Origin of the sequence: Olleya sp. HaHaR_3_96, from assembly GCF_019278545.1 — a bacterium.
In the GTDB taxonomy this organism is placed as follows: Bacteria; Bacteroidota; Bacteroidia; order Flavobacteriales; family Flavobacteriaceae; genus Olleya.
Genome location: NZ_CP058987.1, coordinates 3799149 through 3823843 on the forward strand (window position 1 = coordinate 3799149; position 24695 = coordinate 3823843).

General features: G+C 31.7%; 24 protein-coding genes. 11 read left to right on the plus strand and 13 right to left on the minus strand.

Annotated elements, in window-relative coordinates:
• Positions 1 to 125: 125 nt before the first annotated feature.
• The 3 genes from H0I26_RS16725 to H0I26_RS16735 all read left to right on the plus strand — a co-directional run bounded on the left by H0I26_RS16725 (position 126) and on the right by H0I26_RS16735 (position 3253).
• Positions 126 to 1298: an ABC transporter substrate-binding protein gene (locus tag H0I26_RS16725; protein ID WP_218700082.1), complete on the plus strand. Its 1173-nt coding sequence runs from the start codon at positions 126 to 128 to the stop codon at positions 1296 to 1298.
• An 89-nt stretch (positions 1299 to 1387) separates the two neighbouring features.
• Positions 1388 to 2413: a FecCD family ABC transporter permease gene (locus H0I26_RS16730; protein ID WP_218700083.1), complete on the plus strand. Its 1026-nt coding sequence runs from the start codon at positions 1388 to 1390 to the stop codon at positions 2411 to 2413.
• Positions 2414 to 2455: 42 nt separating this feature from the next.
• On the plus strand, positions 2456 to 3253 hold the full coding sequence (locus H0I26_RS16735) for an ABC transporter ATP-binding protein (protein ID WP_256935168.1): 798 nt from the start codon (positions 2456 to 2458) through the stop codon (positions 3251 to 3253).
• 699 nt (positions 3254 to 3952) lie between these two features.
• Here H0I26_RS16735 and H0I26_RS16740 read toward each other — a convergent pair.
• The gene (locus H0I26_RS16740; protein WP_218700084.1) at positions 3953 to 4627 is read right to left on the minus strand and encodes a hypothetical protein; all 675 of its coding nucleotides are present in this window, start codon (positions 4625 to 4627) and stop codon (positions 3953 to 3955) included.
• Between the two features lie 475 nt (positions 4628 to 5102).
• On the opposite strand from H0I26_RS16740, the gene H0I26_RS16745 reads away from it, so the two are divergent.
• Genes H0I26_RS16745 through H0I26_RS16760 form a run of 4 tightly spaced genes read left to right on the plus strand, consistent with a single transcriptional unit; the run spans position 5103 to position 8993 of the window.
• Positions 5103 to 6614 (plus strand): reverse transcriptase domain-containing protein, encoded by a 1512-nt coding sequence (locus H0I26_RS16745; RefSeq protein ID WP_218700085.1) that lies wholly within the window; start codon positions 5103 to 5105, stop codon positions 6612 to 6614.
• Between the two features lie 58 nt (positions 6615 to 6672).
• A complete protein-coding gene (locus tag H0I26_RS16750; RefSeq protein ID WP_218700086.1) occupies positions 6673 to 8058 on the plus strand; it encodes a DNA recombination protein RmuC in 1386 nt (461 codons plus the stop codon).
• Between the two features lie 12 nt (positions 8059 to 8070).
• Positions 8071 to 8436: a 6-phosphogluconate dehydrogenase gene (locus H0I26_RS16755; protein WP_218700087.1), complete on the plus strand. Its 366-nt coding sequence runs from the start codon at positions 8071 to 8073 to the stop codon at positions 8434 to 8436.
• A 2-nt stretch (positions 8437 to 8438) separates the two neighbouring features.
• On the plus strand, positions 8439 to 8993 hold the full coding sequence (locus tag H0I26_RS16760; RefSeq protein WP_101019541.1) for an acyl-CoA thioesterase: 555 nt from the start codon (positions 8439 to 8441) through the stop codon (positions 8991 to 8993).
• Between the two features lie 82 nt (positions 8994 to 9075).
• Here H0I26_RS16760 and H0I26_RS16765 read toward each other — a convergent pair whose 3' ends face one another.
• The 3 genes from H0I26_RS16765 to rpmH all read right to left on the minus strand — a co-directional run bounded on the left by H0I26_RS16765 (position 9076) and on the right by rpmH (position 12623).
• Positions 9076 to 9432: a T9SS type A sorting domain-containing protein gene (locus tag H0I26_RS16765; RefSeq protein ID WP_218700088.1), complete on the minus strand. Its 357-nt coding sequence runs from the start codon at positions 9430 to 9432 to the stop codon at positions 9076 to 9078.
• 74 nt (positions 9433 to 9506) lie between these two features.
• Positions 9507 to 12359, minus strand: a complete 2853-nt coding sequence (carB, locus tag H0I26_RS16770; RefSeq protein ID WP_101021021.1) for a carbamoyl-phosphate synthase large subunit — start codon at positions 12357 to 12359, stop codon at positions 9507 to 9509.
• Between the two features lie 102 nt (positions 12360 to 12461).
• Positions 12462 to 12623 (minus strand): 50S ribosomal protein L34, encoded by a 162-nt coding sequence (gene rpmH / locus H0I26_RS16775; RefSeq protein WP_028291243.1) that lies wholly within the window; start codon positions 12621 to 12623, stop codon positions 12462 to 12464.
• Between the two features lie 211 nt (positions 12624 to 12834).
• Here rpmH and H0I26_RS16780 point away from each other — a divergent pair, with 211 nt between their 5' ends.
• Positions 12835 to 13413: a tetratricopeptide repeat protein gene (locus H0I26_RS16780; RefSeq protein ID WP_101019573.1), complete on the plus strand. Its 579-nt coding sequence runs from the start codon at positions 12835 to 12837 to the stop codon at positions 13411 to 13413.
• Between the two features lie 88 nt (positions 13414 to 13501).
• Here the strand turns inward: H0I26_RS16780 and cls are convergent, their stop codons facing one another.
• Genes cls through H0I26_RS16795 form a run of 3 tightly spaced genes read right to left on the minus strand, consistent with a single transcriptional unit; the run spans position 13502 to position 16601 of the window.
• A complete protein-coding gene (cls, locus tag H0I26_RS16785) occupies positions 13502 to 14959 on the minus strand; it encodes a cardiolipin synthase (RefSeq protein ID WP_218700089.1) in 1458 nt (485 codons plus the stop codon).
• Positions 14960 to 15889 (minus strand): lytic transglycosylase domain-containing protein, encoded by a 930-nt coding sequence (locus tag H0I26_RS16790; RefSeq protein WP_101019578.1) that lies wholly within the window; start codon positions 15887 to 15889, stop codon positions 14960 to 14962.
• Positions 15890 to 15941: 52 nt separating this feature from the next.
• On the minus strand, positions 15942 to 16601 hold the full coding sequence (locus H0I26_RS16795; protein WP_218700090.1) for an alpha/beta hydrolase: 660 nt from the start codon (positions 16599 to 16601) through the stop codon (positions 15942 to 15944).
• A 123-nt stretch (positions 16602 to 16724) separates the two neighbouring features.
• Here H0I26_RS16795 and H0I26_RS16800 point away from each other — a divergent pair, with 123 nt between their 5' ends.
• Positions 16725 to 17021 (plus strand): N-acetyltransferase, encoded by a 297-nt coding sequence (locus H0I26_RS16800; protein WP_218700091.1) that lies wholly within the window; start codon positions 16725 to 16727, stop codon positions 17019 to 17021.
• Positions 17022 to 17073: 52 nt separating this feature from the next.
• Here H0I26_RS16800 and mtaB read toward each other — a convergent pair whose 3' ends face one another.
• Positions 17074 to 18405 carry a tRNA (N(6)-L-threonylcarbamoyladenosine(37)-C(2))-methylthiotransferase MtaB gene (gene mtaB / locus H0I26_RS16805; RefSeq protein ID WP_218700092.1) on the minus strand — a complete coding sequence of 444 codons (1332 nt, stop codon included), beginning with the start codon at positions 18403 to 18405 and terminating at the stop codon, positions 17074 to 17076.
• Between the two features lie 134 nt (positions 18406 to 18539).
• Between mtaB and H0I26_RS16810 the strand changes: the two genes are divergently transcribed.
• Positions 18540 to 20159, plus strand: coding sequence for an ABC transporter substrate-binding protein (locus H0I26_RS16810; protein ID WP_218700093.1), 1620 nt, complete (start codon positions 18540 to 18542; stop codon positions 20157 to 20159).
• Here H0I26_RS16810 and H0I26_RS16815 read toward each other — a convergent pair.
• The 5 genes from H0I26_RS16815 to H0I26_RS16835 form a co-directional block, all read right to left on the minus strand.
• Complete coding sequence (locus tag H0I26_RS16815) at positions 20156 to 20872, minus strand: lysoplasmalogenase (RefSeq protein WP_256935169.1); 717 nt, start codon at positions 20870 to 20872, stop codon at positions 20156 to 20158. The two genes, H0I26_RS16810 and H0I26_RS16815, sit on opposite strands and share 4 nt — an antisense overlap.
• Before the next feature lie 40 nt (positions 20873 to 20912).
• Complete coding sequence (locus tag H0I26_RS16820) at positions 20913 to 21533, minus strand: lysoplasmalogenase (RefSeq protein WP_218700095.1); 621 nt, start codon at positions 21531 to 21533, stop codon at positions 20913 to 20915.
• 84 nt (positions 21534 to 21617) lie between these two features.
• A complete protein-coding gene (locus tag H0I26_RS16825; protein ID WP_256935170.1) occupies positions 21618 to 22334 on the minus strand; it encodes a lysoplasmalogenase family protein in 717 nt (238 codons plus the stop codon).
• A gap of 95 nt (positions 22335 to 22429) precedes the next feature.
• A complete protein-coding gene (locus H0I26_RS16830) occupies positions 22430 to 23605 on the minus strand; it encodes a GlmU family protein (protein ID WP_218700097.1) in 1176 nt (391 codons plus the stop codon).
• A gap of 152 nt (positions 23606 to 23757) precedes the next feature.
• Positions 23758 to 24009, minus strand: coding sequence for a type B 50S ribosomal protein L31 (locus tag H0I26_RS16835; protein WP_090839648.1), 252 nt, complete (start codon positions 24007 to 24009; stop codon positions 23758 to 23760).
• A 159-nt stretch (positions 24010 to 24168) separates the two neighbouring features.
• Between H0I26_RS16835 and H0I26_RS16840 the strand changes: the two genes are divergently transcribed.
• The gene (locus tag H0I26_RS16840) at positions 24169 to 24678 is read left to right on the plus strand and encodes a DUF4199 domain-containing protein (RefSeq protein WP_218700098.1); all 510 of its coding nucleotides are present in this window, start codon (positions 24169 to 24171) and stop codon (positions 24676 to 24678) included.
• Positions 24679 to 24695 lie beyond the last annotated feature (17 nt).

A 24695-nucleotide genomic window follows, 5' to 3' on the forward strand; every position in this document is an offset into this window, starting at 1 on the left:
CAAAGCCCACTAAAAAATGTAATAATATAATTCCTCCTACTATATATATTGTTAAATTTGAACCGTCCCTCATAACTAGAATTTTATATAAATCTAAAGGAATTCATTCCGATAACGTGTTACCAATGTTACAAAACAAAACTTTTTTATTACTTCTATTGTCTGCTTTATTCTTTCTAAATTGTAAAGAAGACAAAGGTATTCCTGGTAAACTTCCACCGACACAAAATCCAACAACTCAAAAAGTAAGTAATACTATTGCTTATGCGGAAGGATTTAGCATTTCCACTGTAAGTGATTTTAAGGTTTTAAAAATTAATAATCCTTGGCCTAATGCTGAAAAAACATACCGTTATGTTTTAATTTCTAAAGAAGAAGCAGCAAAAAGATCTTTTATGAAAGGCGAATATGATGGTATTATCATAACACCTGTTAAGCGTATTGTTGTGACCTCGACCACTCATATTCCTGCTTTAGAATTATTAAATGAAGAAGAAACCTTAATCGGATTTCCTGGAACGGATTATGTCTCCTCAGAAAAGACAAGACAACGTATAGATAATGGCAGCGTTAGAGAATTAGGTAAAAACGAAGGCCTAAACACAGAAGTGCTACTTAGTCTAAATCCTGATGTTGTCATTGGTTTTGGTGTTGATGGTAGCAGTAAATCATTAAATACAATAAATAAAGCAAGGATCCCAGTAATTTATAATGGAGATTGGGTTGAAAAATCGCCACTAGCTAAAGCAGAATGGATTAAATTTTTTGGTGCATTATATAATAAAACAGCACAAGCCGATTCTATATTTAAAACTATCGAAACTGATTATAAAACGGCACAAAAACTAGCACAAACGGTTAGTAAACGCCCAACCGTAATAAGTGGTGCTATGCATAAAGACGTCTGGTACTTACCAAATGGAACAAGTACCGAAGCTCAGTTTTTAAAAGACGCCAATGTAGACTATTTATATGCAGATACTAAAGGTACAGGAAGTTTAGCCTTAAGTTTTGAAACTGTTTTTGAAAAAGCTAAAAGTGCAGACCTATGGTTAAGCCCATCGTATTACCCAACAATGGACGCTTTAAAACAGGCTAACACCCATTACACACAATTTGATGCGTTTAAAAACAACGCCATTTACACGTTTTCTAATACTACAGGAAAAACGGGAGGCGTATTGTATTATGAGAGCGGTTTAGCAAGACCAGACTTAGTCTTAAAAGATATTATTAAAATTTGCCACCCAGAACTATTACCAGAATATACACCCTACTTTTTTAAACCTTTAAAGTAATAACACTTACAACTTAAAGTACAGCCAATTTAAATCTTAGCTTATATTTGTATGTGATTCCGAAGTTATCGGAGTGAAAAACGATCTAATTGAAAAACAAATACTCATATAGCTTCTTAATACTAACAATACTACTGTTGGTACTATTCTGTGTTAATATTAGTTTAGGGTCTATTTCTATTCCTTTTAAAACCATTGTCAGTAGTTTTTTTACAGCAACAGATAGTCTGTCTAATCAAGAGTATATAATACAAAACTATCGTTTACCAAAAGCTATAACGGCTGTTTTGGTCGGTTCTGGTTTAGGAATTTCGGGATTATTAATGCAAACCTTATTCAGAAATCCATTAGCAGGTCCTTTTGTATTAGGGATTACGTCTGGCGCCAGTTTGGGTGTGGCTTTAGTTATTTTAGGAAGTAGTGTTTTTGGTGGATTTTTAGCGACTTTCCTACTTACAAAATGGAGCTTAGTCATTGCTGCCAGCCTAGGTAGTTTTTTAGTCTTATTACTAGTACTTATTGTCTCTTCTAAAGTTAGAGATACCATGGCTATTTTAATTATAGGTTTAATGTTTGGAAGTATCACATCAGCAATTGTTAGTGTCCTCTCCTACTTTAGTTCGGCCGAGCAACTACAACAATACATTTTTTGGGGCTTTGGTAGTTTAGGGGATTTAGATTGGAGCGAACTTCAAATTTTTGCATTTCTATATAGTTTAGGTATCGGTTTTAGTATCTTATCCATTAAAGGATTAAACACATTATTATTAGGTGAAAATTACGCCAAAAGCTTAGGTTTAAACATTAAACAAAGTCGTTTATTAATTATAATCGCCACGAGTTTGTTAGCAGGTACAATTACTGCATTTGCAGGACCAATAGCCTTTATAGGTTTGGCAATACCACATGTTACACGACAAGTATTTAATACCTCAAACCATAAAATACTATTACCAGCAGTCTTTTTATTTGGTGCTATTATTATGCTAATTTGCGACAGTATCGCACAATTACCAAATACCGATTATTTATTACCTATCAATGCTATTACCTCTTTAATTGGCGCCCCTGTTGTCGTTTGGTTATTAGTCAGACAGCGTAAAATGGTGTTTTAAAATGACTATAAAACAAAGCAAAATTTAACCAGAAATAAAATAGTGCCAGAACCTAAAAACCAACATACCATCCTTAAAACAGATAACTTAACCATAGGCTATCAGACTAAAAAAACGCAAACTATAGTAGCGTCAAACATTACTATTGCTTTAAAAAAAGGAGAATTAATAGGTTTAGTTGGCGGTAATGGTATTGGAAAATCAACACTATTAAAAACGTTAACTAAGGTTCACGAGCCTTTACATGGCGCGATTTCAATAAACGAAAAACCATTACAAGACTATTCTAATTTAGAACTAGCAAAAACCCTAAGCTTGGTCTTAACCGAGCCCATTACAGCTAAAAACCTAACCGTTTTTGAGCTCGTCGCTTTAGGTCGGCAACCTTATACTAATTGGGTAGGGAATTTATCTCAACCAGATTTAGAGATTATAACCAAAGCTATTATTCAAACTAATATTGAAGCGTTACAACATAAAAAATGCTTTGAGCTTAGTGATGGTCAATTACAAAAAGTGATGATTGCACGTGCGTTAGCACAAGATACAGACCTAATTATTTTAGACGAACCAACATCTCATTTGGATATGTATCATAAAGTATACATCTTAAAACTACTGCGTAAACTAACCAAAGAAACGGGGAAAACAATTCTATTTTCTTCTCATGAAATAGATTTAGCCATCCAACTCTGTGACAGTATGATTGTCATGTCTAAAGACAGTATTATAAACGATACGCCTTGCCATTTAATCGAAAAAGGAGCCTTTTCTAAACTTTTCCCTGAAGATATGATTGTTTTTGATGAAAAAACAGGCAGTTTTAGAGTGAAAAAGTAATTTTCACGTCCTACTCCACTTGTTTCAGTATATCACATTTTTAGGATTATGAAACATCCTCAATAGAACAAACTTCATCTGCATTACGATTTCAAAGCAATAAACAACGTCATGCTGAACTTGTTTCAGTATCACATACTAATTAAGCTTTTGAAACATCTTCAATAGAACTAACTTCATCTTAATTACGATTTCAAAGCAATAAACAACGTCATGCTGAACTTGTTTCAGTATCACATACTAATTAGACTTTTGAAACATCTTCAATAGAACTAACTTCATCTGAATTACAATTACAATTACGATTACAATTACAAAGCAATAAACAACGTCATACTGAACTCGTTTCAGTATCACATAATAATTAAGCTTTTAAAACATCTTAAATAGAACAAGCTTCATCTTAATTACGATTTCAAAGCAATAAACAACGTCATACTGAACTTGTTTCAGTATCACATACTAATTAGACTTTTGAAACATCTTCAATAGAACTAACTTCATCTGAATTACAATTACAATTACAATTACAAAGCAATAAACAACGTCATACTGAACTTGTTTCAGTATCACATACTAATTAGACTTTTGAAACATCTTCAATAGAACTAACTTCATCTGCATTACAATTTCAAAACAATAAACATCGTCATGCTGAACTTGTTTCAGTATCACATAGTATTGACATTAGCTTCCTGTTTAAATTTCTAAACCCTCTACAAAAAACTCTTTTGGTAAATACTGCTCACTAAATTTTTGTTGAATATGATTAAACCACATAACTTTGTAAGACTGTTCCGCAATCTTTCTTTTTGGCTTACTTTCATTACCTTCCTGAAAAAACAAATCTTTTTGTTCTTCATTCTTTATTCCTGACAATATAAAATCTGGTGTTTGAAATGATGACCCTGGAATTCTTTCAGATGTAAAATCATACGATTTTCTATGCTCTAATTTTTTAGTTAGAAATTGTACTCTTTTACCGTAAACATAAGTGTCTACTTTTGTATAAGTAATTACTTCATCTATTAATGTTTTATTCAAAACAAACGTTTTCACTCTATCTTTTTCAAGTTCTTTATAGTACTTTAGTTTCAAATAGGATTCTAAGAATGAATGGTAAATCTCTTTTTCTACAAATTCACTTTTATTTGCATTAAAATAAACACAAATATATTTTACTGTATCTGCTATTTGCGCGTTTACGATTACATCACTAAAAACTTTCTTTTTATCCGCATTTTCATAAATCACCTCTTTCACAAGCATTAATGGCGGTACTTGCGCTGGTAATTCTTTAATTTTTTGTGGTGTTACACTAAATAATGGATGTGACTTTAATGTTACAATAGCGCCTATTTTAAATTCACTCATATAGTTGGTTTATTTTTTACTAAATATAGGAATATATCCTATATTTACCTGAAAGTAAGGAAGTTCTTTAGTTAAAAGGAATAAAACATTTGTTGAACTACTGTATTGATTTTTAATCAATCACTTAATCCGACTTTTTTTGAGTAAAAAGGATAATAAATATGGAGATTAAGCAAAATGTATTTCTGTCAGCTTTGTTACAGTAAATATAAGAAATTATCTTCGGTAGTATCGATACTACCTCAATAATTCTTATAAGGTCTGTTATATACACCAGCAATTGGTTTATATCTAAGGTCTCTAAGACTAAGTCGATTATTAATTTAATGAGTTCTATCATATTATAGTTATTTGTTATAAGACGTACAATTGCAACGTGAGTCGAGAACTCGGCTAATGGTTCAATCCTTTAAAAGGTGTAAGTTTTATTCTGTTATAAATACGTGCGAGAACTTCTCTTACTTTTATTTAAAATATGAAAGCACAAAAAGATTGGTTTAAAGACAGAGGGTATCCGCATTTTACTAATAAGACACCCATGTCTATTAGAAAAAATATTGAGCGCTATGTCACCAATAAAAAAAAGGTAGCACAACATGCCTTCTCACCTCTCATTTTTAAAGAAATTAAACAAAGACGTTATAAAGTATCGGACTTTAATGGTGTCCAAAAACGGTCTCACAAAAAAATTAAAGACGGTAAAGTCGTTTCCAATACCAAGATTAGAGAAATACTATATGCTACCCATTTAGACGCTCATGTTTACTCCTATTATGCACAACAGATTATTACCCCAAAATACGAGGCGTATTTAAAGCAAAACACTTTATTGTCCAATGCTATAACTGCATATCGACAAATAGAAACTGAAGACAAAGTAAAATTTAAAAACAACGTGCATTTTGCAAAAGATGTTTTTGATGAAATTAAAAGACGAGAAAATTGTGTTGCTCTAGTTTTAGATATAGAGAATTTCTTTCCTAGTTTAAATCATAAAAAACTAAAACTAGCCTGGGCAAAAGTTTTAGGTCATAAAACATTACCTAAAGATCACTTTAATATTTTTAAAGCAACCACCAGGTTTTCTTACGTCAAGCTTAAAGATTTAAAGACTAAAAATGGTCATTTTGATGAAAAGGAGTTAGCAAAACATAAAAAAGAAGGGAAACACACGTTTTTTAATAGCATAAAAGAGTTGATTGAGTCCGATATCATAATTCATAAAAACCAGAAACAAGACGACGATAAAAACCTAATGGGAATCCCTCAAGGTTTACCTATAAGTGCATTATTAGCTAATATTTATATGCTGGCTTTTGACGAATCTGTTATACAAGAATTGACTTTAAAACACGACGTATTTTACAGACGTTATTCCGATGATATTGTTATGATTTGTAATGAAAATCAAATTGAATTTGTGAGTCATTTTGTTGAAGATGAAATGATAAAAAACAAGCTAACAGTTTCATTAGAAAAAACAGAGAAAACACTTTTTAAAATAAACAAAGGACGTTTACAATCTTACAAAATAGAAAATGATATTAGTTTAAAAGAAAATGTCCCTTTAAACTATTTAGGTTTTGAATTTTATGGTTATCAAACTTTAATTAAATCTAAAAACTTAGCTAAGTTTTATAGAGAAATGAAAGAAACCGTAAAACGAAAACATAAAAGAGTTGAAACCATAAAAGAAAGACACCTTTTAGATGAAGCCCCTATATTTAAGAGAAAAATATATCGATTATTTAGCTATAAAGGAGAAAAATCTAGACCACTTCCTGCTAAAAGAACAAACTATAGCAATGGGAAAGCCAAAACTGAATATTTTGATAGAAAATTTAGAGGTAATTATCTAAGGTACGCTTACAGAGCTTCAGATGATTTGGAAGCTCCTGAAATAAAGAGACAATTACGTAATCATTGGAAAACACTTCAAAAAACAATGAAAAAATATGATTTTTCAAATGTTAAGAAAGACTCTTAAGTAATAAATTATAACCCTTTATAATTTATTACTTTTACATCCTTTACAATTGCTTATTATGAACGACAACATCATCCTTATTATCGCTATTTTAATCGCTGCCGCTATTGGTGGTTATTTAGGCATGCTATTCACTACACTTAAAAGTAAAAGTGAGAAAAGTACCTTGGAAGAACGCAATGCGAACTTACAACAGCAATTGTCTGACTTAAAACAATTTTATTCCGCTGAAAGCGAAAGACAAAGCTCCACCTTTACTACCCAATTACAAGAGTTAAAACAAACTATTTCTAAAATTGAAATAGAGCGTGAAGAGATCCGTCGTGAAAAGGATTTTTTAAATGAAGATTTGGCTAGAAAAAATGCCGATTTTGAAAACTTGCAGCAATTAAATCTAAAACGTGACGAAGAAGTCGAATTGCGTCAAGAACAATTACGTAAAGATTTTGAGCTATTAGCTACCAAAATTTTAGATGAAAAGAGTGAAAAATTCACCCTTCAGAATAAAGAAAACATTAAAAACATTTTAAGTCCACTTCAAGAAAAGATTCAAACTTTCGAGAAAAAAGTAGACGATACACAAAAGGAAAGTATTAGCATGCATTCTGCTTTAAAAGAGCAATTACTTGGTTTAAAAGACTTAAATCAACAAATGACAAAAGAAGCCACCAACTTGACTAGAGCCTTAAAAGGAGATAGTAAAATGCAAGGAAATTGGGGCGAATTAGTTTTGGAACGTGTTCTTGAAAAATCTGGTTTGGAAAAAGACAGAGAATATTTTGTACAACAAAATTTTACCAGAGCGGATGGCTCTAGAGTACTTCCGGATATTGTACTGCACTTACCGGACAATAAAAAAATGATTATTGACAGTAAGGTGTCTTTAACCGATTACGAACGTTATGTTAATGCTGAAGATGACGAGCGCGAGTTATTTTTAAAAGCACACATCAATTCTATTAAAAGGCACGTCGACCAATTATCTGAGAAAAAATACGAGGATTTATATGACATCGAAAGTCCTGACTTTGTCTTACTATTTATCCCAATCGAACCTGCTTTTGCTGTCGCTATAAATGCAGATAATTCGATTTACAATAAAGCATTCGAGAAAAACATAGTTATTGTAACCCCTTCTACCCTATTAGCCACGTTACGAACGGTGGATAGTATGTGGAATAATGAAAAACAACAACAAAATGCCATCGAAATTGCACGTCAAGCAGGCGCGTTGTACGATAAGTTTCATGGTTTGGTAAATGACTTAACTGGTGTTGGAAAAAAGATCGACGATGCTAAAAGAGATTATTCTTCTGCCATGAATAAACTAGTTGAAGGAAAAGGAAACTTAATTACTAGTGTCGAAAAATTAAAAAAACTAGGCGCAAAAGCTAAAAAAGCATTACCAGAAGCGATAATAAAACGAGCAGAATCTGACGATTAAAAAATAGATATCATGATAAAATTTTTAGTAAAAACATTAATTATTGTAGTCCTTATTATAGCTGGCTATTTTTCCTTTATCTATTTTGCGACATACAGCGAAGGGGTAAGAGCTGGTGAGTTAGTCAAGTTTACTAACAAAGGTGTTATTTTTAAAACCTGGGAAGGCGAAATTAGTCAAGGGGTATCCGAAGCGCAACGTTTTGAATTCTCTGTTGAAGACAAAGAAAAACAGGTGATTAAAGATTTAAACCGTTTACAAGGTAAATTTGTAAAATTGACGTATTTTGAACGCTACAAAACCTTCTTTTGGCTAGGTGACACCAAGTATTTTATTACTAAAGTAGAAGAAGATAAAGAACGCCGATCTAATTACTAATTATGAAAGATTATAAAACAGCAGATGCCTCACGCATCAGTATATCCGAGTTAATGCTCCCTTCTCATTCCAATTTTAGTGGAAAAATACATGGAGGTTACATCTTAAATTTAATGGATCAAATTGCCTTTGCTTGTGCTTCAAAACATTCAAAAAGCTACTGCGTTACCGCAAGTGTCGATACGGTCGACTTTTTAAATCCCATTGAAGTTGGAGAATTAGTAACCATGAAAGCCTCTGTAAACTTTGTAGGTAACACCTCCATGGTTGTTGGTATTAGAGTGATTGCAGAAAACATTCAAACGGGAATTATCAAACACTGTAACTCGTCTTACTTTACAATGGTCTCTAAAGATGAACATGGTAAATCTAAAGCCGTTCCTGGACTTATTTTAAATGATAAAGTAGAAGTCAAACGCTTTTTAAAAGCACTGAAGCGTATGGAAACTAAAAAACAACGTCAATATGAGTTTGATCACCAAGACTTCTCTCACGTAGACTATTTACCTATTTTACAAGACCATAAAGTTAGGATTGATTTACCTGAAAATTTTTAATGATGTCTTTATAAAAACCAAACTATTACATAAAAAAAAGCCTTCATTTTCATGAAGGCTTTTTTTATATTTAAATTTTGTGTTAAATTTTAACAAGACGTTTGGTTACCGATTTACCACCGTTAACAGGTGACATTTTCAATAAATAAACACCGTCATTCCATTCTGAAATAGACAAACGTGTTTTTAATTGCGTAATCGTTTTTAACAACACTTTTTTTCCAAGCACATTATAAACTTCTAAAATCACTCCGCCTTTTACAGCAGCAGAGAACTCTATGTTTAACGTCGCAGATGCTGGATTAGGATACACCTTCATTGCTGTCAATTCGTCTTCAATTGTCGTTCCATTTAAAGCCTTGTTTGCAACAGATTGACTCTGCACAGACGCGCTTAATGTAACCAATAATAGTAAAGTAAAAAGTAGTTTTTTCATCATATAGTAAACTCTAATAATAACAAATTTAATAAAAGGAATCCAAAAACACTGTTAAATTACTGTGAATTAGAAAATTACTTACTTAAATACATTTTACGTCTAGCATATAAATCATAAAACTGATCATCCTTAAGACTGTCTATAAACAAGATACTCTCTCCTGTACTCTTCATTTCTGGTCCTAGCTTTTTATTAACATTGTGAAATTTATCAAAAGAAAACACAGGTTGTTTAATAGCATACCCTTCTAATTTAGGTTTAAAATCAAAATCAGTGACTTTTTTCTCTCCTAACATTACTTTAGTTGCATAATTTACATAAGGCTCTCCGTAGGCTTTGGCTATAAACGGAACCGTTCTAGATGCTCTAGGATTGGCTTCAATAATATAAACCATATCATCTTTTATAGCAAACTGTATGTTTATTAAACCAACGGTATTAAGTGCTAATGCAATCTTATTAGTATGATCAATAATTTGTTGCATTACTAAAGGTCCCAAATTAAAAGGTGGTAATAACGAGTTACTATCTCCAGAGTGGATTCCACAAGGTTCAATATGTTCCATTATACCAATAATGTACACATTTTCTCCATCACAAATAGCATCAGCTTCTGCTTCTATAGCACCATCTAAATAATGATCTAATAGTAATTGGTTACCTGGCATACGTCTTAATAAATCAACAACATGCTCCTCTAATTCTTGTTTATTAATTACAATTTTCATCCCTTGCCCTCCAAGTACATAAGATGGTCTTACTAAAATTGGAAAGTCTAAAACATCTGCAATGGCAGCTGCTTCATCTGCTGTAGTAGCAATATCAAATTCAGGATAAGGAATATTATTTTCTTTCAACATATTAGAAAACAACCCTCTATCTTCCGCTAAATCTAAAGCTTCAAAACTTGTTCCTAAAATTTTAATACCATACTTAGATAGTTTTTCTGCTAATTTTAAAGCCGTTTGCCCACCTAATTGTACAATAACACCTTCTGGTTTTTCATGTCTAATAATGTCGTAGATATGTTCCCAGAATACAGGTTCGAAATATAATTTATCCGCCGTATCAAAATCTGTAGATACTGTTTCTGGATTACAGTTAATCATGATGGTTTCATAACCACATTCTGCAGCAGCTAAAACCCCATGTACACAACAATAATCAAACTCGATACCTTGACCAATTCTATTTGGACCTGAACCTAAAACGATAACTTTTTTCTTATCAGAAACAATACTTTCATTATGTGTATAACGCGTACCATCTGCAGTTTCTACTTCATTTTCAAATGTAGAGTAATAGTATGGCGTTTTTGCTTCAAATTCCGCAGCACACGTATCAACCAACTTAAACACACGATTGATATTTAATTCGTCTCGTTTATTATACACTTGACTTTCTAAACAACCTAACATGTGTGCTATTTGACGGTCACCATAGCCTTTTTGTTTTGCTTCAAGTAATAAATCTCTTTCAATAGTATCAATATTAAATGTAGAAATTTCAATTTGTAATTGATGTAATTCCTCATATTGACGTAAAAACCACATATCAATTTTTGTGATTTCATGAATACGACTTAATGGTATTCCCATTTGAATGGCATCATAAATCACAAATACACGATCCCAACTGGCATGTGTTAATTTATCGATAATTTGTTCGTAATTTTTATACCCTTTTCCATCAGCACCCAATCCATTACGCTTAATCTCTAAAGATTGTGTTGCTTTATGCAATGCTTCTTGAAACGAGCGTCCAATACCCATAACCTCTCCTACGGACTTCATTTGAAGTCCTAAAGTACGATCACTTCCTTCAAATTTATCAAAATTCCAACGTGGTATTTTTACGATAACATAATCTAAAGTCGGTTCGAATAAAGCGGACGTCGATTTTGTTATTTGATTCTCTAGTTCGTCTAAGTAATATCCTAATGCTAGTTTAGCTGCAATTTTAGCAATAGGATAACCTGTTGCTTTACTTGCTAATGCAGAAGATCTTGATACACGCGGGTTAATCTCGATAGCAATAATATCCTCATTTTCATCCGGACTTACAGCAAATTGCACGTTACATCCACCTGCAAAATCACCAATATTACGCATCATATGGATTGCCATATCACGCATTTTTTGGTAGGTTTTATCACTTAAAGTCATTGCTGGAGCGACTGTAATAGAATCTCCTGTATGAATCCCAATAGGATCCATGTTTTCTATTGCACAAATAATAACAACATTATCATTTGAATCACGTAACAACTCTAATTCATATTCTTTCCAGCCTATTAAAGCCTTATCGATCATGACTTCGTGTATTGGAGAGATTTCAAGTCCACGTGTTAATAACTCGTCAAAATCTTCTTCTTTATGTACAAAAGAAGCGCCTGCTCCTCCTAGTGTAAAAGAAGCTCTGATAATTAACGGAAAACCAAATTCTTGAGCAATTTCTTTTCCTTTTAAATAGGATGTTGCTGTGGCTTGAGGCGCCATAGGAACATCTATTTTAAGCATTAACTCTCTAAATTTTTCTCTATCCTCAGTAATATTAATGGCATCTATATTTACACCAATAATTTCTACTCCAAAATCTTTCCAAATCCCTTTTTCGTCTGCTTCAATACATAAATTTAATGCGGTCTGTCCACCCATTGTAGGTAACACGGCATCAATTTGAGGGTGTTCTTTTAATATTTGTAAAATAGACTTAGTTGTAAGAGGTAGCAAGTATACATGATCAGCCATACTTGGATCTGTCATGATAGTTGCTGGGTTAGAATTGATTAAAACCGTTTCAATTCCGTCTTCTCTTAAAGATCTTAAAGCTTGCGTACCAGAGTAATCAAACTCACAAGCTTGTCCAATAACGATAGGACCTGAACCTATAATTAATATAGATTTTAAATTAGGATTTTTTGGCATTTTAAGTTGTTTTATTTCAGTTAACAAAAATAGTAATTCTAGGACACAAAAAAAGGCGTTACACCTAAGTAACGCCTTAATAATATTAACAATTGTTAATCATTATCTTTTATGTCTAGTTTCTGTAGAAACAGATATTTTCTTTCTTCCTTTAGCACGACGACGAGCTAATACCTTTCTACCATTAGCAGAAGCCATTCTTTCTCTAAAACCATGTTTATTTCTTCTTTTTCTCTTTGATGGTTGAAACGTTCTTTTTGGCATTGTCTTATTTTTTTAAATCTGAATAGTAAATGTTTTATTTGGCATTAGGCTTGACCTAAAACTGAGCGCAAATATACAACGACTTTTTTATTTCACAAACCTAATTTAAAAAATATTTTTAAAGATTTTTTTAGTTTCTTTGTACTCCATTAAAAAAAGCGCCTAAAAACGTTATAAATCTAGTAATTCAAGACTTTTAAACTTATAAATAATGTACAATAAAGTAATAAAATTAATATTAGCAATCGGAATTTTTGGTTTTGCAATCTATCAATTTGTCGAAGGTAACATAGGTAACGGGATAATGTACATCCTTTTATCGCTAATATTTGTGTTTTTCTATTTTAAAAATGAATTCATTTTACTTGCCTTTTTAAAACTAAGAAAACAAGATTTTCCTGGAGCAAAAAGTTGGTTAGATAAAATTAAAAATCCTGACACTGCTTTAGTAAGAAAGCAACAAGGGTATTATAACTTCTTAAATGGAATTATGGTATCTCAAGAGAATATGTCTGAAGCGGAACGTTATTTTAAGAAAGCAGAACAATTAGGTTTATCTATGGATCACGATATGGCTATGGTTAAATTAAACTTAGCTGGTGTTGCTTTATCTAAAAGAAGAAAGCAAGAAGCAACAACATTATTAGCTGAAGCGCAAAAATTAGATAAGCAAGGGATGTTAACTGATCAGATTAAAATGATGAAAGAAAACATGAAACGCGCACAAGCACCTAAACAACATTTTGGTCAAGGTGGTTCTGCACGTGCACAGAAAAGACGTAGTAGATAATTACAAACTAGCACTACTAAAAATGTCCAACACTCTTAAAAAGTGTTGGACATTTTTGTTTTAAATACCTTTTATAATAGAATAACTCTTAAAGCAACGGTGCCCAAAGTCTGCAATAGGCTTCTTGGATTCTATTAAAATTAGATCTTTCTTCCCACGCTTTAAAATTAACTTCAATAGCATCGTCTAAATCTTTAATAAAGATCGCTTTCGCTTCCTTAGCTTTAGCCTTGCTATAGATTAACGCATTGATTTCAAAATTAATATTAAAGCTTCTGTAATCCATATTACAAGTCCCTATGGTTGTAAAGACATCATCAACGACCATGGTTTTAGCGTGTATAAAACCTTTCTCGTACCTGTAAATTTTAATATCAGCTTTAAATAATTGCTCTAAATAAGAGTTTGTAGCATGCTTAGCGGTCCAAGAGTCGGATTGGTCTGGTATTAACAAACGGACATCTACTCCACTTTTTGAAGCTACTTGCATAGCCGTTATGATCTGTTCATTAGGTATAAAATAAGGCGTTGTGATATACACGTGTTTTTCTGCAGTAACAATTGCAAAAAAGATAGCCTCCATAATATTAGCCCAATCGGTATCAGGACCACTTGCTGCTATCTGAACAGGCTGTACTTCTTTTACTTTATTTTGTGGAAAAAAAGAACGGTTTATCTCTAAGGTTGTTTCTGCTACAAAATTCCAATTCGTTAAAAACTGGGTTTGTAATGTAAATACAGATTCGCCAATAATTTTCAAATGCGTATCTCTCCAATACGTTTTACTTTCTGGATAATTAACATACGTATCAGAAACATTAACACCACCGACGTACCCTATTTCGCCATCAATGATAACAATTTTTCTATGATTTCTGTAATTCATTTTACCTGTAAATCTTGGAAATAACACTGGCATAAACGCATAAAACTCAACTTTAGCTTCTGTTAGCTTTTTCTTCATTTTAGAAGAAATTTTGCTACCGACATCATCAAAACTAAGTCTAACTTTAACACCTTCCTTAGATTTTTTACATAAAAGGTCTAAAAATTGAGTCCCAATCCTATCATCTTTTAATATATAATATTCAATATGAATGTGTTGTTGTGCCTTCTCAATATCTTTAAAAAGTTTCTCAAATTTATTTTCACCATTAATAATAATCTCAATATTATTATACTTTGTTAATGGTGATTTATCATTTTTTTGAAGCAAATGTATTAACCTAATTTGATCTTCTTCGATATTAGCTTCGTAGTTAGATAACGCTTCTGGATCTATCTTAAGTTCCTTATTAATAGACTGTATCAAGTTATTATTGACCACATCTTTTCTATTAAAAATTTTATTTTTCCGATACTCCTGACCGAAAAAATAATAAACTATTAACCCAAAAAAAGGAAACACTAACAGGACAATAATGTATGTTAGTGTTTTTGTGGGATTAATAGATTTAAATAATATCGTAGTCACTGCTATAACAACTAATATATAGTTAATTACAATTGCAGTAGACCACCAATATTCGCTAAAAAACTCTAGCATTTATGGCGTTGTTTGGTAATACCCTTCTCTTGGAATATCAATAAAATATTCCTTTCTAGAACTATTATTTAAATGTGGTTCTCTCAACCAAGGGTTGTGTAATTTTAGAATTTTGTAATTGATACCAAACTGCTTAGCAAAACCAGCAAAATCTGTCACTGCCGTATCTACAGCTACTTGATAAGTTGGTACTGTTGTATATAAATCTTTATCTCTAAAGTTAAAGCCATACTTATCAGGATTAGACAAGATTTCTTTTAAAGCAATAATACGGAACACGTAACGCCCTGTTTCTTCTCCTAATAATAAATCGTAATAACTAGTAACGCCTTGCGCCTCTAAACGTTTAGAGATACCATAATTACCAGCATTATAAGCAGCTGCTGCAGATGTCCAAGACCCTAAACTTCTTTTAGCTCTGATTAAATAATCACATGCTACTTCTGTTGCTTTTTCAAGATTGTAACGCTCGTCAACATTGTCATTAACTTCTAATCCATGCTCACGCCCTGTTGCTTTCATAATTTGCCAAAACCCGCTCGCTCCTGCTGGAGAACGTGCATCTGTCAAACCACTTTCTATTACTGCTAAGTATTTAAAGTCGTCTGGTATACCATGTTTAGCCAAAATAGGCTCTATTATTGGAAAGTATTTTTTAGCACGTTTAAACATTAACAATCCATTAGATTGCCAATAGGTATTTACCAAAAGTTCTTTATCCATACGTTCGTAAATATCCGGATTTGATAACGGAACAACTTCGCCTGCAAAGTCTAAAGAACTTGGCATTTGTATGGCATATACATTATAATCGTTTATAATTTTCTTTTCAAAATTCTCATCAGTTGGTGCATCTTGATAGGCATTAATAAACAACATCCCTAAGGCAGCTATACCAACAATAGCTAAACTTTTTTGTACTATCTTCATCGTCTTGTCTTTTTCTTTAAATTTAAAAATTTTTATTCAAATCGCTCTCTTTTTAAGCAATTAGTTTTGGTAGGTTTTCATTAAACCACTTAAACTTATTAATGATCATAATATGCGTTCCGCCTTTGACACTAATACAATCTTCCAAATTTGAAAACGGAAAGACCATATCATTATCACCATGAATGTGTATTATATCTTGCAAAGGTAAGTCTTGATCCCAACATACCACCTGTTCTATAGCCCAATCTAAATAGTTTTTATCACTAACGGATAAATATTTTTTATATAACTCGATACGCTTGGTTATAGTATTACCAAAGGCATATTTAGCTAATAAATCGATATTACTTAACAATTGGGTAGGCAAGATTTTATAAGCTTTAGTTGTTCTTAATAGCTTCATCCGTTTTGGTAACTCATGTTTTGTTTTTACACTGGATACTATTATAACCTTTTTGACCGCAATAATCTTGCTTATTTCTTGAACCAAAATCCCTCCAAAAGAGACCCCAATTAAAACAGGATTATCATGTTTTATATCTTCACACATGCGTTTTGCATAGTCAGAAATGGTTTCCTTTTTGTTTGGCAATTTCCACTCCAACCAAAAGATTTCATATTGATTTTCGGGTAATTTTATGTGTTCAAAAATGATAGGATTGGCTGCCATTCCTGGCATTAGATAGACTGGTATTACTTGCTGACTCATAAGGTTTTAACACTATGCAAGGCTATTGCTATTAGATAATTTCGTATATTTGTAGCGTAAAGCTATAAAATAGTTTGGTACTATTTTTGAAACTCTCCTAATAATTAATAAAACTTTATAGATATGATGGATGCAGCTGAGTTAGTTGACAATGATTTTTTACGTCAATTTGAACTGAAAATTGATGATCATTTTGCCAAAATCGAATACTCTTTACAAGAACGAAAGATTTTTTTAACAAAACTAATACTTCCGGAAGAACTTAGTAGTGAGGAATTTATATCAGAATTTTTAACTGTTGTTTTTGATAACATTGAAGAGCGTAACTTAAGTGTTGTGCCTACAAGTCCAGAAATAGCAAAGTTTATAAGGCGTAATAGACGCTATAAAAAACTATTACCTGTAGGTCTAAGAATCTGATCCTCTTAAACAAATTAACAAAAAAAACCGAAGCTATACACTTCGGTTTTTTTTATGCTATATATGCTTCTACAAAATCAAATCTAACCAAACCATCATCGTCAATTTTGGTAAGTGCTACGTCATGCAACGTATTTACCAGCTCTGGATTCCATGGTGATTTAACCTTAACATAGTTTTCTGTAAAACCATGAATGTAGCCTTCTTTATTTTCGGATTCAAATAATACTGTTCTATTTGTACCTATTTGACCTTCATAAAAAGCACGACGTTTTTTAGCACTTAAACCTCGTAACATTTTACTACGTTTTGTTCTTATATTTTTTGGCACTACATCTTCCAATGAAGCAGCGACCGTATTTGCTCTTTCAGAATACGTAAACACATGTAAGTAAGAGATATCTAATTCATTTAAAAAATTATAAGTCTCTAAAAATTGTGCTTCAGTTTCTCCTGGAAAACCAACAATAACATCGACACCAATACAGGCGTGAGGCATGACCTCTTTTATTTTAATAACACGATCAACATATAGCTCGCTCATATAACGGCGACGCATTGCTTTTAAAACAGCGTTACTCCCACTTTGCAATGGAATATGAAAATGAGGTACAAATGCTCTAGATTTACTAACCACATCTATCGTTTCGTTTTTAAGTAAATTAGGTTCGATAGAAGAAATACGAAGGCGTTCAATACCTTCCACTTTATCTAACGCTTCAACCAGTTCTAAAAAAGTATGTTCGTGCTTTTTATTACCAAACTCACCTTTACCGTAATCCCCGATATTTACTCCTGTTAAAACAATCTCTTTAATACCTTTTGCAGAAATCTCTTTAGCATTATTAAGGACATTTTGTAACTCATCACTTCGCGAAATCCCTCTTGCCAAAGGAATAGTACAATAGGTACATTTATAATCACAACCGTCCTGTACTTTTAAAAAAGCTCTGGTACGATCACCAATAGAATAACTTCCGACGTAAAAATCGGCGTCTTCAATTTCGCAAGAATGGATTTCTCCTAAATCATTTTTAGACAAATCATTTAGGTAGTCTGTGATCTTAAATTTTTCCGTCGCACCCAAAACTAAATCCACACCATTAACATCCGCTAATTCTTGAGGTTTTAATTGCGCGTAACAACCCACTGCCACAACAAAAGCTTCCGCATTAGATTTTTGCGCTTGTTTAACTACCGTTTTAAAACGCTTATCAGCATTTTCTGTAACAGAACAAGTGTTTATAACATAAATATCTGCTGCATCATTAAAATCCACACGATCAAAACCTTCGTCTTTAAACGATCGTGCAATTGTAGATGTTTCAGAAAAATTAAGTTTACAACCTAAAGTATAAAAGCCAACTTTCTTTTTAGTATTCAATTTAAAATAGTCTTTAATGCTAAGTTAGAATGTTTATATTTACCTAGTGTAATTACAAATTCGTGATTGCAAAATTACGTATTTTTTTTAAGCCCTAAAAGGTGTTTTAAAGCTTAAATAACGATTAACTATTGATGACTCTTTTTAACAACAACCCACTACCCTATTTTACCTTACTTGTTTTATCTTTAATAGCTGTTTCATGCTCTAACACAACGGATACGACTAAAGAGCATCTTGTTTTTAGATATAACGAACATAAAAATATTGGTTCTTTGGATCCCGCTTTCGCGAAAGACAATGCTGACATCTGGGCAGTAAATCAATTATTTAATGGTTTGGTACAAATGGATGACAGTTTACTAGTCCAACCAAGTATAGCAAAACAGTGGACCGTTTCTGAGAATGCTTTAGAGTATTCTTTTGTATTAAGAGACGATGTGTATTTTCATAAGCATAACTTATTTAAAAAAGATTCGACAAGACAAGTAACAGCACATGATTTTGAATATAGCTTTAATCGTGTTTTAGACCCTAATATAGCGTCCTCGGGACGTTGGATATTTAACAAAGTGTTTGATTTTAAAGCCATGAACGATTCTGTTTTTAAGATCACTTTAAAACAACCTTTCCCAGCATTTTTAGGATTATTAACCATGAAATACTGTAGTGTTGTACCCAAGGAAGTTACAGAACATTACGGTTCTGACTTTAGAGCACATCCCATCGGAACAGGCCCTTTTAAGTTTAAGCGGTGGGAGGAAAACGTCAAACTAGTCTTTAGAAAAAATGAACAGTATTTTGAAACTAACGCTCAAGGCGAAAAACTGCCGTATCTAGAAGCTGTTGCAATTACCTTTTTACCTGATAAGCAAAGTGAATTCATGCAATTTATTCAAGGTAACTTGGACTTTTTAAATAGTCTTGATGCCTCCTATCAAGATGAAATATTAACAACCCAAGGCGTATTAAGAGACAAATACACAGCAACTATTGATTTAATAAGAAGCCCGTATTTAAACACCGAATACCTAGCTTTTTATATGGATTCCGATGTAAATGAAATCCAATCTGCACAAATAAGAGAAGCTGTAAACTATGGGTTTGATAAACAAAAAATGATGACCTATCTACGAAATGGTATAGGCATACCAGCTACAGGTGGATTTATACCTAAAGGTTTGCCTGGTCATAGTGCGACAATTGGCTACACCTATCAACCTGAAAAAGCCAAACAACTAATTGCAGACTATAAAGAGCAATCAGGTAATGTGACTCCGAAAATCACGATTACAACCACAAGTAATTATCTTAATTTTTGCGAATACATCCAACGCGAATTAACCAAAATCGGCTTAACAGTTGCAGTCGATGTATTACCCGCTTCTAGTTTAAAAGAAGGAAAAGCAAATGGTAAATTGAATGTATTTAGAGCAAGTTGGGTCGCAGATTATCCAGATGCACAAAATTATTTATCTCTTTTTTATTCCGATAACTTTGCGCCTAATGGTCCTAATTATACACATTTTTCAAATCCAAAATTTGACGATTGGTACAAGCAAGCATTTATAGAAACAGATGAATTAGAACGGTTAAAACTATACACTAAAATGGATAGTTTGGTATTAAAAAACACACCAATAGTTCCTTTATATTATGATGAAGTCATTCGATTTACACAAAAAAACGTGATTGGATTAGGGAGCAATCCTACAAATCTTCTAGAACTTAAACACGTGAGTAAAACAAATTAAATTTTCACAAATTTGTTGTGCAAATCGTCTTGTGTAATCGTTTTCTCGCTAGTTAAACCAACCACCACAAAGTATTGAAATAGGCCATAAAATAACATGACAATGATCTCATGAAACGGAAGTCCTGGATTATAAAACGACTCTAACCCTCCTGCTGTATCTGAAATAATACTACACAGAAAAGCAAACATTATCAGATAAAAACTACTCTTGTTAACCGCATCCTTTCTTAAAAAAATAAACAAGCCCATTAGCATTGAAGTAAATAAATAAACAATAGAGGGAACAAAAAAGCTTCCTAGATTATCATAAATATATAGTATGATAATAATCGTATAGGTAAATACAACTACAAAAAAAGGCAGTAAGCTGGCCATTTTAAAATCATTTTGATGCGAAAAACGTTTGCTATACAATAGTTTTCCTATACTAAAAAACAACATTCCTAAAAGATATAAAATAGGGGTTTCATACAGTAATAAAAGTATATCACCAATCCAAAAAAATAACAAACCTAAAATATAAAATTTATCCTTTGTTTGCTTTTGATTATTACTAAAAACAAAGTACAAAAACACTATTATAATAATTAAGCTTTTAGAAAAATATCTAAAATAAATGGGATTATCGCTAGTCTTAAAATATAGATCTATTCCTAGAACTAGAAAAAAAAAGAGAGAAAGATATCGTTTATTTTTAAAAAATAAAGGCATTTGAAGCAGGCACTAATTAATTATTTATCGTTCTTAGGGACTACAAGATAACACTATTTTCTGTAAGCTCCTTATTTTCAAATAACACCCCAATTATAATTAAATACTGTCCTAAAGCGTAACAAAACATTATAAAAAAATCTTGATACAAAACATCACCATAAAACGTTTTGATAACCATAGTTGTCTCAGAAAAAAGAAACACACCAACACCTGCGAAAACAATATAATAGCTTTTATTATTGACCGCTCCTTTTCTTATAAAAGCAAAAAGAATCATTATCAATGAAATAAAAAAATAAAGCGTAACTGGTATAAAATACAATTTTAAATTATGATAAATAAAATCATATACAATCGCTAAAAACAAAAAACAAACTATAAAAAAAGGAATCAAACGCTTGGTACTAAAATCCTCTTTATGCTTAAATTTTAAAGTATAACAGACTTTTCCTGCTACAAATAAAATCATACTTACAACAAACCTAATCGTATTTGTATGGTCTATTATTAATATATCACCAATAAAAAACAGAATAAGTCCATAATACAAATAGTTAGAAGTCTTATTCTTTTTATCGTAACAATAGTACTTTGTAAAAATTAAAAGCCCTCCTAATACTATAGTCTTTGTTATATACCTATAAGGAATATCAGGCATAGTTATCTTTGTATAAATATCTACTAACAACAATAGAAAATATAAAATCGAAAAGTACTTAATTTGCTTGAGCATACTTGACATTTATATTAAAGCGTTTTCCTGATTAGCTGAAGATTTCGTTTCTTTTAAGACTCCTATTATTATTAAGTATTGCGACAGACAATAAAAAAACATAATAGTTATTTTATTATAGGCCATTTCAGGATCGTAAAACATCTTTAAGATATCTAAACTATCTGCTATCATAGAAGCAATGACACCAAAAATAACAAACCAAAAACTTTCAGAATTAACCTCATTTTTTCTGAGATAAGCAAATTGCATTAATAACATTACCACGAACAGGTAAATTAATAGAGGAATAAAAAACACACCCAATTGATTGTAGACTATTGCCATTATAATACTCATGTAACAAAAGCAAAACAATAGGAAAGGAATAAGCTTACTGATTTTAAAGTCTTTATTATTGAAAAACCGAACGGAATAACAAACTTTAGCGATTATAAACAAGAATGCAGCAAACATAAAGTGCCACATATTACCACGATTACCCGCGATAAAAAACAAGTCCCCAACCGCAAAGCAACATAGCGCTATTATTATTAATTTTTTCTTACCAGAATCCTCTTGAGTGGTATTTAATAAATAGAAAATTAGCAAACTAAAACTTAACAACGTTTTAGAGAGATATCGATAGGGTGACAGCTCTTGATTATTCTTTAAAAAAGAATCCAATAAATAGAGAATAAGATATAATATAGAGAATTTAAGGATGTTTTTAAAAAAAAGGGTCATTATAAAGTATTGGAGTACCTAATATAGAATTTTAATTTAAAATTAACAAAAAAAGCCCTACAAATCAATGCTAATTATTGATAATCAGTAAACAACTATTCTTTTCTATATTTTTTTGTATCCTCAAAAACCTGGGTTAAAATAGTTTCGTCTTGACTTGAAAATTCAATTCCTCTTCTAGCCATAACTACTTTTGCCACCTCAAAAGCTTTGGATGTTAAATACGTTGTAAAACCTGAAGCGCCACCCCAACTATAACTCGGTACAAAATTTCTTGGAAATCCGCTTCCAAATATATTAGCATTAACTCCTATAACTGTTCCTGTATTAAACATCGTGTTTATACCACATTTACTATGATCCCCCATCATTAAACCACAAAACTGTAATCCCGTTTTTGCAAAGCGTTCTGTCTCATAATCCCAAAGTTTAACCTCTACATAATTATTTTTAAGGTTAGAATTATTAGTGTCAGCACCTAAATTACACCATTCTCCAATAACCGAATTCCCTAAAAACCCATCATGCCCCTTATTTGAATATCCAAATAAAACCGAATTATTAACTTCTCCTCCAACTTTACTATGTGGCCCAACCGTCGTTGGTCCATATATTTTTGTTCCTAGTTTTAAAGTAGCATTATCACACAACGCTAAAGGACCTCTAACAAGACTTCCTTCCATGATTTCAGCATTTTTACCAATATAAATTGGACCTGCACTTGCATTTAATGTCGTGAATTCAAGTTTAGCACCTTCTTCTAAAAAAATATTCTCTGGCGCAATTACATTATTACTTGCTGGAATAGGTTGCGATTTTCGACCATCAGTTAGTAAATCAAAATCTTGCTGAATAACCTCTCCGTTTTTAGAAAAGATATCCCAGGTGTGTTCTATTTTTGTAATATCGTTATCAAACTCTATAGCATCGTACGTGTCAAAATCTATAGCATCCTGCGTATCTGTAGTATAAAAAGCAATAACGTCCTCATCCTTAAATATGGCCTGATTATCTTTCAGCCCCAGTATTAACTCTACCAACTCACTATTAGGTAAATAAGCCGCATTAAGCATAACATTTTCTTCCAATTCTACCATTGGATATTTTTCCGACAAATAATCTTCTGTAACCGTTGTCGTTGTTGTATCTAGATATAATTCCCACTTTTCTCTGATCGTTAAAATACCAACTCTAATGTCTGCAACTGGCCTAGTATAAGTAAATGGAAGTAATTGGTTACGTACTGTTCCGTCAAAAAGGATATAATTCATCGTTAAAGTTATAAGTTAAAAGTTAAAGACTCAAGCATTCCACTCTGCATCTAACAACTTTAATAGTTATGGTATCAAAAGTAAAGTAATTACTAAAAATAAAAAAGCCTTTCATAAAATGAAAGGCTTTTAAAATATAATAATCGCTTCGTTTATTTTTTAAACTTTGCGTATTTTGTTTTGAATTTATCGATACGACCAGCGGTATCAATTAATTTAGACTTACCTGTATAAAATGGGTGAGACGTTCTAGAAATCTCCATTTTTATTACTGGATATTCAACACCGTCAACTTCTAAAGTTTCGCTTGTGTTTGCAGTAGATTTTGTTAAAAACACGTCATCGTTTGACATATCTTTAAATGCTACCATTCTATAATTTTCTGGATGTATACCTTTTTTCATCGCTAAATGCTTTTTTATCTTAACTAAATTCGAGGTGCAAATTTAAGTATTTTTTACAAACTAACAACATATTTTCGAAAAAACTTTTATAGTTATTTTTTGTAACGTTTTGTTGTACTTTTATACTAACAAGTAATTAACTCACTTAAATAATTTAAAATGGAAAACGAAAACACATCTATTAAACCTATTGCAACCAACTATGGTCTTTATTACGCTCTTTTTTCTATAGCAGTAATTGTAATCTTATATGTTACAAATATGCAAAAGAACCTTGTAATTGGTACTATAAACGTATTAGGAACAGTAGCTGTATTTGTTTTAGCGATTATAGCTTATAAAAAAACAAACAATAATTATTTAACACTTGGTCAAGCATTAAAAGTAGGATTGGGTACTGCTGCTATTGGTGGTATACTAATAGCGCTTTACACTTATCTTCATTATACTTATATCCAACCTGAATTTATTGAGGCAATGAGACAAGTTCAAATAGTAGAATTACAAAAACAAGCTGAAAATATGAGCTCTGAAGACGCAGATTTAGCAATGAAAATGCTTGATTTTTTTAGTTCTGCAGGATTTATAAGCACTGTAAGTATTATTGGATCTCTAATTTTTGGATTAATCGTTTCTTTAATAGCAGGATTGGTACTTAAAAGCGAATAATAATTTTATCTTTGAAA